The following is a 13,655-nucleotide window of genomic DNA, read 5'->3' as shown; positions in this document are numbered from 1 at the left end:
CCATCAGCCATGGCCATGGACGCCATCTCCGTGATCCGCACCAAGCGGGACCGCGGCGAGCTGACCGACGCGCAGATCGACTGGGTCATCGACGCGTACACGCGCGGCGAGGTCGCCGACGAGCAGATGTCCGCGCTCGCCATGGCGATCCTGCTCAACGGCATGAACCGGCGGGAGATCGCCCGCTGGACGGCGGCCATGATCGCCTCCGGCGAGCGCATGGACTTCTCCACGCTGGCCCGCCCGACCGCCGACAAGCACTCCACCGGCGGCGTCGGCGACAAGATCACCCTGCCGCTGGCCCCCCTGGTCGCGGCCTGCGGCGCGGCCGTGCCGCAGCTGTCCGGCCGGGGCCTCGGCCACACCGGCGGCACCCTGGACAAGCTGGAGTCCATCCCCGGCTGGCGCGCGCTGCTCTCCAACGAGGAGATGCTCAACGTGCTCGACGGCGTCGGCGCGGTGATCTGCGCGGCGGGCGACGGCCTCGCCCCCGCGGACAAGAAGCTGTACGCCCTGCGTGACGTCACCGCCACGGTCGAGGCGATCCCGCTGATCGCCTCCTCGATCATGTCCAAGAAGATCGCCGAGGGCACGGGCTCGCTGGTGCTGGACGTCAAGGTCGGCACCGGCGCGTTCATGAAGAACCTGGCGGACGCCCGCGAGCTGGCCTCCACCATGGTGGGCCTGGGCACCGACCACGGTGTACGCACGGTCGCCCTCCTCACCGACATGTCCACCCCGCTCGGCCTCACCGCGGGCAACGCGCTGGAGGTCCGCGAGTCGGTGGAGGTGCTCGCGGGCGGCGGCCCCGCGGACGTCGTCGAGCTGACCCTCGCCCTGGCGCGGGAGATGCTGGACGCGGCGGGCCTGAAGGACGCCGACCCGGCGAAGGCGCTGGCCGACGGCTCGGCGATGGACGCCTGGCGCCGGATGATCGCGGCCCAGGGCGGCGACCCGGACGCCGCGCTGCCCACCTCCCGCGAGCAGCACGTGGTCACGGCCCCCTCCTCGGGTGTCCTGACCCGTCTGGACGCCTACGACATCGGCATCGGCGCCTGGCGCCTCGGCGCGGGCCGCGCCCGCAAGGAGGACCCGGTGCAGGCCGCCGCCGGCATCGAACTCCACGCCAAGCCGGGCGACACCGTGACCGCCGGCCAGCCCCTGCTGACCCTCCACACGGACACCCCCGAGCGCTTCGACTACGCCCTGGAGGCTGTGTCCGGCTCCTACGACATCGCGGCCCCGGGCACCGAGTTCTCGACGACCCCGGTGGTGCTGGAACGTATCGCCTGACCTGCGATCTCCTCATTCGGATGAACGGGACCGGCGAAACTCCGCCGGTCCCGTTCGGCGTGTGTGATGGGCCCATGGATGACGCCGCGACAGAGGCATCTGCACGAGGTGATTCCGGCGTCCTGGGGGATCTACCAGCGGCTGGCCCTGGCGTGTCCCGCCCGCTCGGAACTGTATGTGCCGGATCTCGCGGCGGTGCCGGAGCGGGGCATGGAAGGCGAGGACGAGTACTACGTCCCCGCCGGCGCGGCCGAACTGGTCGTGGAGGTCACCTCCGTCGCCACCGCTTGCCACGACCGGAGCACCAAGGCGGCGGGCTACGCCGCGGCCGGTGTTCCGTTGTATCTCCTCGTCGACCAACTGGCGCCCGACGGACCGACGGTCAGGCTGTACGGCACTCCGCTCGGCGGCGCCTACCGTGTCCTCGCCTCGGTGGGGTTCGGGTCGCCACTGGAGCTGCCCGCTCCCTTTCGGCTCGCCGTGTCCGTCGGCTGAGAGGGGTCACCCCAGCACCGCCGCCACCCCCACCAGCACCGGTACCGACACCACCGTCGACAGCAGGATCGACTCGCGGGCCAGGGACTGGGCGACGTGGTAGCGGCTGGCGTAGGTGAAGAGGTTCTGGGCGGCGGGGAGGGCGGAGGTGACGACGACGTCGAGGAGGGGGGCGCCGTGGAGGTCGAAGAGGGAGGTCGCGAGGGCCCACGCGGCCAGGGGCTGGCCCAGGGACTTCAAGGCCACGGAGAGCAGCACGAGTTGGCGGTCCTGGCCGCGGCAGGGGGCCGCGCTGCCGTGCAGGGACATGCCGAAGGCCAGCAGGGCCGCGGGGACGGACATGTTGCCGATCAGGGTGAGCGGGTCCATCACCGGACCGGGGAGCTTCCAGCCCGCCGCGGCGACCACCACGCCGGACAGTGAACCCACCGCGATCGGATTGCGCAGCGGGGTCAGCAGCCGCTGCCCGAGCGTGCCCTTCTCGCCCATGCCGGACAGGTCGAGGACGGTCAGCGCGACCGGCGTCACCAGGACGACCTGGAAGAGCAGCACCGGCGCCACGAGGGACGCGTCGCCCAGAACATACGCGGCGATGGGGATCCCGAGGTTGCCCGAGTTGACGTAACCGGAGCACAGCGCGCCGATCGTCGTACGGCCCACACCCCACCCCCGTACCACCCCCGCCACCACGAAGACGGCCGAGACCGCCGCCGTGCTCAGCGCCGTCACCAGCAGGCGGGCGGAGAAGAGCACCGACAGGTCGGCCCTGGCCAGGGTGGTGAACAGCAGCGCCGGACCCGCCACCATGAACGCCAGCCGGGTCAGTACGTCCATGCCCTGCGTGCCGAGCGTTCCGCGCCGCCCAAGGACGTAGCCCACCCCGATGACGATCGCGATCACCGCGAACCCGCTCAGTACCCCCGTCACGGTCCCAACCCTCCGTCTTGGGGAAGGAGTTGGTCAATGTGATTCAGGTGATGCCGGTCGCCGGCCGCCGGTGGTGTCCCGGGGGGAAAGAATCCGGCCGGCGCGATGAGTTGGGCCCTCGGCCGCCGTCCATCCCCGCGTGGACACCGAGGAACCCCCTGTGCTGGTACTGCCCGAGGCCGTCGGCCGCGACGGGACACCGGCGCTCTGTGACGCCGTACGGTCCGCGCTGGAGCGCGCCGGCGACCGCGCCCGCGTCGTCGTCTGCGACACGGGCGCGCTCGGACCGCCGGACCTCGCCCAGGTGGACCTGCTGGCCCGCCTGGAACTCACCGCCCGCCGCTCCGGCGGCCGCATCCGGCTGCGCGCCCCCGCCCCCGCGCTACTCGCGCTCCTCGCGGCCGTCGGACTCCGCTTCCAGACGGAGCGGCAGTCCGAAGAGGGGGAACCAGCGCGGGGTGTCGAGGAAGCAGTGGAAACCGGTGATCCGGCCCGCTGACAGCTCCAGCACCTGCACCGCCCACGGGCTGAACCCGCCGCTGTCCGGGTCCGGCTTGTAGTGCGCGAAGGCGGGCAGCCCGTTCGCCCGCACCGGCACCAGCCGGGAAGCGGCGCAGGACGCCCCGATCGTGCTCATGAAACCGGTGATGTCGGCCGGACCGCGCAGCCACAGGTCGAACGGCGGCATCGTCATCACCGCGTCCTCGTGCAGCAGCGCCGTCAGCGCCGCCATGTCATACCCCTCGAACGCCTTCACATAGCGCTCCAGCAGCCTTTGCTGCTCCTCGTCCAGCGGATCGGACACCTCGCCCGCGCCGCCCGCGGCCGCCCGCTCGGCGAGCGTGGCCCGCGCCCGCTGCAACGCGCTGTTGACCGAGGCCACCGAGGTGTCCAGCAGCTCGGCGACCTCGCTCGCCCGCCATGCCAGCACCTCGCGCAGGATCAGCACCGCCCGCTGCCTGGGCGGCAGTCGCTGGAGCGCCGCCATGAACGCCAGCCGGATCGACTCCTTGGCCACCGCCGCCTCCGCCGGATCCGCCACCGTGGGCAGCACCCGCGCGTCCGGCACCGGCTCCAGCCAGGTGTGGTCCGGCCGCGGGGACAGCGCCGCCCGGGCCAGCGGGGTCGCGTCGGTCAGATCCATCGGCCGGGCCCGCTTGCCGCCCGCCGCCAGCATGTCCAGGCACACGTTCGTCGCGATCCGGTACAGCCACGAGCGCAGCGAGGACCGCCCCTCGAATCTCTCGTGTCCGCGCCAGGCCCGCACCAGGGTGTCCTGCACCGCGTCCTCCGCCTCGAAGGAGGAGCCGAGCATCCGGTAGCAGTACCCGGTCAGCTCGGTCCGGTGCTTCTCCAGCGCGGCGTCGATCCCCGCCGTCGCCGTGTCCTCACCCATCGCCCACCCACCCCCGTGGCCGTCCCGTACGCGCCTGCACGCCCAGCACTTCGCAAGCTACCGCAGCCCACTGACAACGACCGCCGGAGCAAGAAGCCGACCAGATCAGACCATCTGGGACCGGTTGTGATCGGTTCTGGATGCGCGTGAGGGGCACGGGACCGTACGCCCCGTACCCCTCACCTGTTCAGGATGTTTCGGGACGCTCAGTGCGCCGCGACCGGCCGGGCCGCCACCCGCGCCGCCCGCGACCCCAGCACCGTGATGGTCACGACGCCCAGGACCGCGAGGAGACCGACGCTCACCGTGCCCGTCCAGCCGTTCGCGTGGAAGGCCAGCGCGCCCACCGTGCTGCCGACGCTGGAGCCGATGTAGTAGGCGGACTGATAGAGCGCGGACGCCTGGGCGCGGCCCTGGGTGGCGGTCTTGCTGACGGCCGAGGAGGCGACCGCGTGCCCCGCGAAGAAGCCCGCGGTGATCAGCACCAGGCCGAGCAGGACGAGCGGGAGGGACGCCGCGAGGGAGAGCAGCAGCCCCGCCGTCGTCGTACCGCCCGCAAGGTAGAGGGCACCGCGGCGGCCGAGCCGGCCCACCAGACGTCCCGCCGTGGACGCCGAGACCGTGCCCACCAGATAGACCAGGAAGATCGAGCCCACGATGCCCTGCGGCAGCCCGAACGGCGCACCCGTCAGCCGGTAGCCGATCACCGTGTACACCCCGCCGAACACCGTCATGAACAGCGCGCCGATCGCGTACAGACGGCGCAGCAGCGGGTCCGAGAGATGAGTGCGGACCGTGCCCAGCAGCACCCGGGGGCGCAGCGAACCCGCCTTGAAGTGCCGCGGCGCCGGCAGCAGCAGCCGGAACGCCACCGCGCACCCGACCGCGATCACCCCGATCACCCCGACCGACGCCCGCCAGCCCCACATCTGCGCCACCCAGCCGGTGATCACCCGGCCGCTCATACCGCCGACGCTGTTGCCCGCCACGAACAGGCCGATCGCCGTGACCAGCGCGCGCGGGCGCACCTCCTCGGCCAGATACGCCTGCGCCGAGGCGGGCAGCCCGGCGAGGGCCGCGCCCTGCACCGCGCGCAGCGCCACCAGCGCGCCGATCGAGGGCGCGAAGGGCACCAGCAGACCGACGGCCACCGCGACCGCCAGCGACGCCGTCATCACCGTACGACGCCCGAAGCGCTCCGACAGGGCGCTCATCGGCAGCACGAACAGCGCGAGCCCGCCGGTCGCCGCCGCGACCGTCCAGCTCGCCTCGCTCGCCGCGACCCCGAAATCGTCGGAGATCAGCGGCAGCAGGGCCTGGGTGGAGTACAGCAGCGCGAAGGTCGCGACCCCGGCGAGGAAGAGGGCGAAGCTCATCCGGCGGTAGCCGGGGCCGCCCGGGGTCAGCCGGGTGTCGGAGGAGGGGGCGATGACAGGGGACGCGGCGCCCAGGGTGCTGGACGCCCCGGTACTGGCGGGAGACATGCTTCGACCGTAAGGACGCGCCTCTCATCCGTCCAATGCATGGAATCGTCATAATCGTTCCCATGGAGCATCAGCAGAGGTCAGAGGCCCGCCTGTCACCATCCGGTGACACAGAAGACATGGCGCTGTTGCTGGCGCCCCGCCTCGCCTACTTCGCCGGCGTGGCCCGCAACGAGCACGTCACCCGCGCCGCCCAGGAACTGAACGTCCCCCAGTCCACCCTCTCCCGCGCGATGGCCCGCCTGGAGCAGGACCTGGGTGTGGAACTGTTCGCCCGGCGCGGCCGCACCCTCGTCCTCACCACCGCGGGCCGTACTTTCCTCGCCTCCGTCGAACGCGCCCTCGGCGAGGTGGAACGCGCAGCCGAGGAGGTCCGCGCCGACGCCGACCCCGCCACCGGAAAGGTCGCCTTCGGGTTTCTGCACACCATGGGCGCCGAAACCGTGCCCGGACTGCTGGGCGCCTTCCGCGCCGAGCACCCGCGTATCCGCTTCAGCCTCGTCCAGAACTACGGCGAGGCCATGCTGGAGGGCATGCGCGCCGGCCGCCTCGACCTCTGTCTGACCTCACCCGTCCCGGACGCCCCCGATCTCGTCGTCCGCCGCCTGGACGAACAGAAGCTCCGCCTCGTAGTCCCCGCCGACCATCCGCTCGCGGGCCGCCGCCGGATCCGGCTGGCCGAGGCGGCCGAGGAGAACTTCGTGACCCTGGAACCCGGCTACGGACTGCGCCGCATCACCGACGCCCTGTGCCGCGAGGCCGGGTTCGCGCCCCGGATCGCCTTCGAGGGGGAGGAGGCCGAGACGCTACGGGGCCTGGTCGCGGCCGGGCTCGGGGTCGCGCTGCTGCCGCCGCCGACGGTGCCGCGGCCGGGCGTGGTGGAACTGTCCGTCACCGCGCCCCGCGCCGTCCGCGAGATCGGCGTCGCCTGGCCGGCCGACCGCCCGGACACCCCACCGGTCGCCGCCTTCAAGAAGTTCCTGCTGTCGAGGCGCGGCAACCTGCTCCCGTCCTGAACCCCGCTGCGTGACCCGCTGGTTCACCGCCGCCGCAGCGACGTGCCGAACCCCACCGCCAGCGGCATCCGCAGCCCTATCGGCGGCGGCGCCGCCAGCGCGTCCTCGACCGGCCGGGACACCGGGTGCCCGAACAGCGCGCCCCGCATGAAGTCGGCGGCCAGGCACTCCACTTCGTCCCGGTGACCGTGCAGCCGGTGCCCGTCGGAGTGCACCTCGAACCGGCACACCTCCCGGTTCACCTTCTTCGCCCGCGCCGCGAGCCGGAACGACAGCTCCGGGTCGCTGCGCTCGTCGTTCGTGCCGTGCACGATCAGCACCCGCCGCCCCACCAGCTGCTTCACCGGCTCGGCGGGCGCGGCCACATCTTCCTCGGGCAGCCAAGGGGCCAGCGCCACCACCGAGTTGACGGCCTCGTGCCCGCCCGCCCGCAGCGCCGCCCGGCCACCCATGCCGACGCCGACCAGGCACACCGGGACATCCCCGTACCGCCGTACGACCTCGTCCGCCGCCCACTCCGCGTCGGCGGCCAGATGTGCCTCGCTGCCGTTCCACCCCCGGTACCGGTAGCGGACGGTGTGTACGGCCAGGCCCTCGCCCTTTCCGGTACGGACGAACCGCCGGCCCAGCGAACGCACGAACGCCGTCGCCCCCATTACGGACGGCCTGCGCACGGAGACCTCCTCCCCACCGGGCAGCAGCAGCACCACCCCGCACACCGATTCCGGCCCCGGCCCGACCACCTTGCCCAGCCCGGCCGTTCGGACCGGCGATGCTTGCTGTCCCATGACAGAACAGTGTCAGAAGCCACGGTGTACGAAACCCGTCCGCGCGGTCACCGTTGGGTCTCGACGTAAAGAGGGCGGAAAGCAGGCGGAAAACGTCCGGCCGTGTCCGGCTGCGCGGCCGGAGCTTTCTACGCGCGTAGGCAGTACAGTGCGGAAATGACGAGCCAGACTGCACCGAAGGGGACCGTTCCGGCGAATGTGCCGGGGCATGTACCGACGCCGGACCAGATCCGCCGGGCGCCCAAGGTTCTGCTGCACGATCATCTGGACGGCGGGCTGCGGCCCGGGACCGTCGTCGAACTCGCCCGGGACAGCGGGTACCCGGAGCTTCCCGAGGCCGATCCCGGCAAGCTGGGGATCTGGTTCCAGGAGGCCGCCGACTCCGGGTCCCTGGAGCGCTATCTGGAGACCTTCCGGCACACCGTCGGCGTGATGCAGACCCGGGAGGCCCTCCTCCGGGTCGCCCGGGAGTGTGCCGAGGACCTCGCCGAGGACGGGGTGGTCTACGCCGAGGTGCGATACGCGCCCGAGCAGCACCTGGAGCAGGGGCTGACCCTGGAAGAGGTCGTCGAGGCGGTCAACGAGGGGTTCCGGCAGGGGGAGCGGCTCGCCCGGGAGAACGGGCACCGGATCCGGGTCGGCGCCCTGCTCACCGCGATGCGGCACGCGGCCCGCTCCCTGGAGATCGCCGAACTCGCCAACCGCTACCGGGACTCCGGCGTCGTCGGCTTCGACATCGCCGGCGCCGAGGCCGGGCACCCGCCCACCCGGCACCTGGACGCCTTCGAGTACCTCAAGCGCGAGAACAACCACTTCACCATCCACGCCGGAGAGGCCTTCGGACTGCCCTCCATCTGGCAGGCGCTGCAATGGTGCGGCGCCGACCGGCTCGGGCACGGGGTGCGGATCATCGACGACATCGAGGTCCGGCCGGACGGGTCGGTGCGGCTCGGGCGGCTCGCGTCGTACGTCCGGGACAAGCGGATCCCGCTGGAGCTGTGCCCCAGTTCCAACCTTCAGACGGGGGCCGCGCCCTCCTACGCCGAGCATCCGATCGGGTTGCTGCGCAAGCTTCTGTTCCGGGCCACGGTTAATACCGACAATCGTCTTATGTCGCACACCAGCATGAGCCAGGAGTTCGAGCATCTTGTCGACGCGTTCGGTTATACGCTCGACGACCTCCAGTGGTTCTCTGTCAATGGGATGAAATCAGCTTTCATTCCTTTCGATGAACGCCTTGCCATGATCAATGACGTCATCAAGCCCGGATATGCCGAACTGAAATCCGAATGGCTGTTTCAGCAGACGTCTCCCACCAGCGGTTCTGTGAGTTCCGAGGGGTAGGTGGCGGCCTCTCGCGGTGCGGAATTCGGACGCGCTTTCACCGGGTGTCCGCATTTCGGTGTTTGCGGGTCGGGGTGCGGCGCGTTTACGGTCATGGACCGCTCCTGAAGTTTTCCGTCTCCGCATTCAAGGACGCATTTACCATGAAGCAGTCTGCCGTCAAGACCCTCGGTGTCGCCGCCCTCGGTGCCGCCTTCGCCGCCGTCGGCGCGGGTGCCGCCAACGCCGCTCCCGCCGCTCCCGACGCCACGCAGGTCGCCAAGGCGCTGCCGGGGACCGTCGAGGCGCTCACCCAGGGGCAGGGTGCCGTGGCCTCCGGTGTGGCCGCCGCGAAGCCGGCCGTACAGCGGGTGCTCGCGCAGGGGCCGACCGGGCTGCTCGGCGGACTGCCGCTCGGCAGCACCGGCCTGCCCACCCACGGCATGGGTGTCAACGGGATCCCGCTCGGCTGACGCCACCGCTGTCCCGACGCCGCCGGTGTGTTCCGGATCCGACCGGAGCGCCCCGGCGGCGCGGTGTGTCACCAGCTGGAGGCGCGGGCCTTGTCCTCGGACGGCAGCAGGATCCACAGGGCTATGTAGAGCAGGAACTGAGGGCCCGGCAGCAGACAGGACAGCACGAAGATCACGCGCATCGTGGTCGCGGAGGTGCCGAAGCGGCGGGCCAGGCCCGCGCACACTCCGCCGATCATGCGGCCGTGGGTGGGTCGGGCAAGGGCGGTCATGACATCCTCCGTGGTCGTCGGTCGGCTCGATCAGCTGTTTACGACGATACGGACACGAAGGGGATGAAGCGTCACTCTAGGGAGCGATTCCGACCCTGGGAATCGTCGGGGTCCGCCCCTGAGAAAGCCCCTCCTGAAAGGTGACCGGCTCCTCCTCCAGGCCCTCGTGCAGCGGCTCCCACCTGCGCAGACGCGCGCGAGCAGCGGGGACGACGAGCAGATGGGCCACTATCGCCCCGGCCGTGTTCAGCAGCAGCGAGTCGACGTCCACGACCCGGCCCGGGACCCCGGTCTGCAACAGGGCGATGCCGAGCGAGATCAGACAGGCCGCGGCGGCGGTGCGCAGCAGCGAGGCGAGCGGGGACACCGTGAGCCGCCCGTGCGCCATCGGCAGCAGCACCCCGAGCGGCGCGAGCAGCCCGAGCCCCTCACCGAGCGGCTTCACCGCGGCCGGCCACCCCAGCGCCAGGTCGGCGCGGATACCGGCCAGCGGGTGCAGGTTGGGCGGCATCACCCAGGGCACGTCCAGTGGCCGCAGCATCAGCCAGGCGACGAAGGCGATGTGGGCGAGGAGGAGGATGCCCCCTGCCGTCCGGACGCGGATGGCGGCGATGCCGCCGAAGTCCCCTTGACCCTGCACGTCCCCCAAGACGCGTGGGTTCGTACGATCGGTTCCGCATCCGGATGTGACCCGACCCTCGAACGTCTTGTCGACCACCTCGACGGCCGGAAGGCGCGCGCATCACCACGGGGGTGACCCGCTCGGTACCGTGCGCGTCGGGTCGGCGGACGTGCGCCGGGGGGGGGCGGGCTCATGGGGACACGCGCTGTGACGAGCGGATCAGCTGCGAGCGCCAGCGCACGGGACTGCACGGGCATGCGTACTCGTACGTCCGAACCAGACCCGGAAACGGCGAGGGCACGCGAACTCGCGGATACGCCCCGCCGACCACCCGGCGCCGAGCCATTCAGCGCCGAGCCACTCAGCGTCAAGCCGCCTCGCTCCACGGCCTCCGCGAAGTGATCCGTATAGCGCCGGGCCGGTCATTGATCAGCTCATGGCGCGGGCGCGGTGGAATGCCGACCTCTGGGTACGAAGCGTGAAGTCAGCCCGTGCGCTCTGCTACCTCGCTCGTCGGTGGGGCTGCTGTGCCCGGGTGGTTGCGGACGTCGTCCGTGCAGGCGTAGCGGCGTGGTGGGGTGGGGGAGGGGCCGCCCAGGGTGACGGAGCCGTCGCCCTCTGTCGCGGCGGAGTCCGAGAGGGTGCAGACCAGTTGGGCCAGTGCGGCGGTGGGGAGGCGGGCGGGGGTGGTGCTCAGGCGGAGGGTGTCCTCGGGGTCGTGCGGGGCGGGTCCGGAGACGGTCAGGCCGCCCGGGACGTACGTGGCATAGCCCGCGGAACGTTCCGCCGAGGAGGGCGCCGTGGCCAGTTGGTCCAGCAGACCCTGGGCCACCATCACCCGGCGGCGGCCGTCGGGGGTGCCCTCCGGGACGCGTACCGTACGGTCCACCGTCACCAGGGACGACCCGCACAGCAGGAAGACCTGCACGGGTACGCCCTGTTGGGTCGTCTGGCCGGAGCCCGTCAGGGAGCAGGGGACCCGCGAGGGTGCCGGGCCGAAGTCGGTCGGCACCTGGGTGGCGCGGATGCCGCAGCCGGTGAGCAGGGCGCCCAGGAGGGGCAGGGCGAGCCATCGGCGCCCGTGTCGTGATCGTCGTCGTAGCGTCGTCATTGTCATCGTCGTCGTCATCACCCCTCCTTCCCTTGCGTCGCGCCGCCTTCGCCGTTCTTCTTCTCGGTGCTCCCGTCCGGTTCCTCCGTCAGCTCCGAGGCGTCCCGGGGCAATCGGAGGGTGAACACGGCGCCGCCCTCGGGGGAGTTGGCGGCCGTGATCTCGCCGCCGTGGATGTGCGCGTTCTCCATCGCGATGGAGAGGCCGAGGCCGCTGCCCTCCGAACGGGGGCGGGAGGCGCTGGCCTTGTAGAAGCGGTCGAAGACATGCGGGAGGACGTCCTCCGGGATGCCGGGGCCGTGGTCGCGGACCCGGATGACCACCGAGTCGGACGCCTCGCGCACCGAGACCCGGACCGGTGAGCCGCCGTGCTTGAGGGCGTTGCCGATCAGGTTGGCGAGGATCACATCGAGGCGGCGCGGGTCGAGGCGGGCGTGAATGCCGCGCTCGGCGTCCAGTTCCACCGCGTCCAGCCAGGCGCGGGCGTCGATGCAGGCGGTGATCTGGTCGGCGACGTCCACGTCGTCCAGGACCAGCCGGGCCGTGCCCGCGTCGAAGCGGGTGACCTCCATGAGGTTCTCGACCAGGGTGTTCAGGCGGCGCGTCTCGCTGACGACCAGGCGGACGGCCGGCTCGATCATCGGGTCCATGCTGCCCGCGTCCGCGTCCAGCTCCTCCTCCAGCACCTCCGTGACGGCGGTGATGGCGGTGAGCGGCGTACGCAGCTCATGGCTCATGTCGGCGACGAAGCGCCGGGAGGCGTCGTCCCGTGCGGCCATGTCCGCGACCCGCTTCTCCAGAGCCTCCGCCGCGTTGTTGAAGGTACGGGAGAGATCGGCGAGTTCGTCCGTGCCGGACACACGCAGCCGGGTGTCCAGCTTGCCCTCGCCGAGGCGGCGGGCGGCGACCCCGAGGCGGTGCACCGGCTTCAGTACGGTCGTGGCGGCGGCCTGCGCGAGCAGCGCGGCGCCGATCAGCGCGAGACCGGTCGCGATGCCCAACGACCAGGCCAGCGAGTCGAGATCCTTCGCCTCCGGCTCCAGGGACTTCGCCATGTAGCCGGTCGGGCCGCCGCCGATCACCCGGGTGCCGGCGACCAGGTACGGCGTGCCGTGCTCCGAGACGCGCTGCCAGTACAGGTGGTACGGCTGCTTGTTGGCGTCGCTGATCTCCTGCTGGCGGTCCACCGCCGTACGCAGCGACTTGGGCACGTCCTCCAGGGAAAACCCGTTGATGCCACCGGAGTTGCCGTACACCGTCTTGCCGCGCGCGTCCTGGCCGACCAGGAGCACAGAGAAGCTCTGACTGCTGGACGCCATCTGCCCGGCGGTGCGCTGGAGTTCGTCCTGGGTCGGATGGACGGGCAGCGCGCCCGCGCGGTTCTGCATCTCCTGGCGGAAATCGCGCAGCACCGCGTCCTGGGCGCGGGTGAGCACCGCCTCGCGGTTGAGCCAGTAGGCGATGCCCGACGCCGACACCGCGGCGGTGAGCGCGACCAGGCCGAAGACGACGACCAGCCGCAGCCGCAGACTGGTGAACCTGAGCCGGGACAGACCTCCCTTGCGCCCCGCGGACCAGCCGCGCGGCCCCCCTCGCGTATCGCTCACTGAGGAGTGTCCAGGCGGTAGCCGACACCACGGACCGTACGGATCAGGGTCGGGGACGAGGGCACGTCCTCCACCTTGGCGCGCAGCCGCTGCACACACGCGTCCACCAGGCGGGAGTCGCCCAGGTAGTCGTGCTCCCACACCAGCCGCAGCAGCTGCTGGCGGGACAGCGCCTGGCCCGGACGGCGGCTCAGCTCCAGGAGCAGCCGCAGCTCGGTCGGGGTGAGCTGGAGGTCCTCGCCGTTCTTCGTCACGGTCATCGCCGAGCGGTCGATGACCAGGCTGCCGAAGCTCGCCGAGTCGCTGGACTCGCGCTCGCCGCGGCGCAGCACGGCCCGGATCCGGGCGTCCAGCACCCGGCCCTGGACCGGTTTGACCACATAGTCGTCGGCGCCGGACTCCAGTCCGACGACCACGTCGATGTCGTCGCTGCGCGCGGTCAGCAGGATGATCGGCAACTGGTCCGTGCGCCGGATGCGCCGGCACACCTCGAACCCGTCGATACCGGGCAGCATCACATCCAGCACGATCAGGTCCGGCCGCTGCTCGCGCAGCAGCTTCAGACCGTCCTCGCCGCTGGCAGCGGTGGCCACACGGTGTCCCTGGCGCGTCAGTGAGAGCTCCAGGGCCGTACGGATGGCGTCGTCGTCCTCGATCAGCAACAGGGAAGGCACCCGCTCATTCTGGCCCATGGACGGGGTGTCGTACGACCTGTCGGCCACAGCCCCGCAGGATCCCCACGACCCGCTCAGGGCTAGCGCCACCGGCTGTGCACTTCCTGTGACGGCGCCGATGGCCCGGGCCCTGTGACAGGTCTGTGACAGTCGGGGGACACACCGATGAAGTCA

15 protein-coding genes are annotated in these 13,655 nt (G+C 71.6%); 6 read left to right on the top strand and 9 right to left on the bottom strand.

Translation table 11 applies throughout. The features are described from left to right. The first annotated feature begins 9 nt into the window (after positions 1-9). Complete coding sequence (locus HEP81_RS15270; RefSeq protein WP_037656085.1) at positions 10-1,293, top strand: thymidine phosphorylase; 1,284 nt, start codon at positions 10-12, stop codon at positions 1,291-1,293. Positions 1,294-1,371: 78 nt separating this feature from the next. Further along, positions 1,372-1,788, top strand: a complete 417-nt coding sequence (locus tag HEP81_RS15265) for a Uma2 family endonuclease (RefSeq protein WP_243279423.1) — start codon at positions 1,372-1,374, stop codon at positions 1,786-1,788. Positions 1,789-1,794: 6 nt separating this feature from the next. Here HEP81_RS15265 and HEP81_RS15260 read toward each other — a convergent pair whose 3' ends face one another. Then, the gene (locus HEP81_RS15260; protein ID WP_037656086.1) at positions 1,795-2,715 is read right to left on the bottom strand and encodes an AEC family transporter; all 921 of its coding nucleotides are present in this window, start codon (positions 2,713-2,715) and stop codon (positions 1,795-1,797) included. Between the two features lie 139 nt (positions 2,716-2,854). Here HEP81_RS15260 and HEP81_RS15255 point away from each other — a divergent pair, with 139 nt between their 5' ends. Further along, positions 2,855-3,214 carry an STAS domain-containing protein gene (locus HEP81_RS15255; protein WP_154822647.1) on the top strand — a complete coding sequence of 120 codons (360 nt, stop codon included), beginning with the start codon at positions 2,855-2,857 and terminating at the stop codon, positions 3,212-3,214. Here HEP81_RS15255 and HEP81_RS15250 read toward each other — a convergent pair. After that, positions 3,098-4,111, bottom strand: coding sequence for a sigma-70 family RNA polymerase sigma factor (locus HEP81_RS15250; protein WP_037656088.1), 1,014 nt, complete (start codon positions 4,109-4,111; stop codon positions 3,098-3,100). The two genes, HEP81_RS15255 and HEP81_RS15250, sit on opposite strands and share 117 nt — an antisense overlap. Positions 4,112-4,317: 206 nt before the next feature. Beyond that, the gene (locus HEP81_RS15245; protein ID WP_037656089.1) at positions 4,318-5,595 is read right to left on the bottom strand and encodes an MFS transporter; all 1,278 of its coding nucleotides are present in this window, start codon (positions 5,593-5,595) and stop codon (positions 4,318-4,320) included. A gap of 62 nt (positions 5,596-5,657) precedes the next feature. On the opposite strand from HEP81_RS15245, the gene HEP81_RS15240 reads away from it, so the two are divergent. Continuing rightward, entirely contained in the window at positions 5,658-6,611 is a 954-nt protein-coding gene (locus tag HEP81_RS15240; protein WP_078967384.1) for a LysR family transcriptional regulator, read from the top strand. Between the two features lie 23 nt (positions 6,612-6,634). Here HEP81_RS15240 and HEP81_RS15235 read toward each other — a convergent pair whose 3' ends face one another. Then, positions 6,635-7,399 carry an alpha/beta hydrolase gene (locus HEP81_RS15235; RefSeq protein WP_106979922.1) on the bottom strand — a complete coding sequence of 255 codons (765 nt, stop codon included), beginning with the start codon at positions 7,397-7,399 and terminating at the stop codon, positions 6,635-6,637. Positions 7,400-7,555: 156 nt separating this feature from the next. Here HEP81_RS15235 and HEP81_RS15230 point away from each other — a divergent pair, with 156 nt between their 5' ends. Both HEP81_RS15230 and HEP81_RS15225 read left to right on the top strand, forming a co-directional pair. Continuing rightward, positions 7,556-8,743 (top strand): adenosine deaminase, encoded by a 1,188-nt coding sequence (locus HEP81_RS15230; protein ID WP_037656096.1) that lies wholly within the window; start codon positions 7,556-7,558, stop codon positions 8,741-8,743. Between the two features lie 143 nt (positions 8,744-8,886). Continuing rightward, positions 8,887-9,195 (top strand): hypothetical protein, encoded by a 309-nt coding sequence (locus tag HEP81_RS15225; RefSeq protein WP_037656097.1) that lies wholly within the window; start codon positions 8,887-8,889, stop codon positions 9,193-9,195. Between the two features lie 68 nt (positions 9,196-9,263). On the opposite strand, the gene HEP81_RS15220 is transcribed toward HEP81_RS15225, so the two are convergent. The 5 genes from HEP81_RS15220 to afsQ1 all read right to left on the bottom strand — a co-directional run bounded on the left by HEP81_RS15220 (position 9,264) and on the right by afsQ1 (position 13,481). After that, positions 9,264-9,467, bottom strand: coding sequence for a PspC domain-containing protein (locus tag HEP81_RS15220; RefSeq protein ID WP_037656098.1), 204 nt, complete (start codon positions 9,465-9,467; stop codon positions 9,264-9,266). Positions 9,468-9,543: 76 nt separating this feature from the next. Next, on the bottom strand, positions 9,544-10,107 hold the full coding sequence (locus HEP81_RS15215; RefSeq protein WP_037656101.1) for a VanZ family protein: 564 nt from the start codon (positions 10,105-10,107) through the stop codon (positions 9,544-9,546). A 466-nt stretch (positions 10,108-10,573) separates the two neighbouring features. Then, positions 10,574-11,218, bottom strand: a complete 645-nt coding sequence (locus tag HEP81_RS15210) for a hypothetical protein (RefSeq protein ID WP_243279422.1) — start codon at positions 11,216-11,218, stop codon at positions 10,574-10,576. Further along, positions 11,218-12,807, bottom strand: a complete 1,590-nt coding sequence (locus tag HEP81_RS15205; RefSeq protein ID WP_037656105.1) for a sensor histidine kinase — start codon at positions 12,805-12,807, stop codon at positions 11,218-11,220. The genes HEP81_RS15210 and HEP81_RS15205 overlap by 1 nt, the downstream gene beginning before the upstream one ends. Beyond that, positions 12,804-13,481 (bottom strand): two-component system response regulator AfsQ1, encoded by a 678-nt coding sequence (afsQ1, locus tag HEP81_RS15200; RefSeq protein WP_046420463.1) that lies wholly within the window; start codon positions 13,479-13,481, stop codon positions 12,804-12,806. Before afsQ1 ends, HEP81_RS15205 begins: the two co-directional genes overlap by 4 nt. Between the last annotated feature and the right edge of the window lie 174 nt (positions 13,482-13,655).

Source organism: Streptomyces griseofuscus (genome assembly GCF_014673495.1).
Classification (GTDB): domain Bacteria; phylum Actinomycetota; class Actinomycetes; order Streptomycetales; family Streptomycetaceae; genus Streptomyces; species Streptomyces murinus.
The sequence above is the reverse complement of the archived record's forward strand: the minus strand, read 5'-3'. Positions and strand labels throughout refer to the sequence as shown.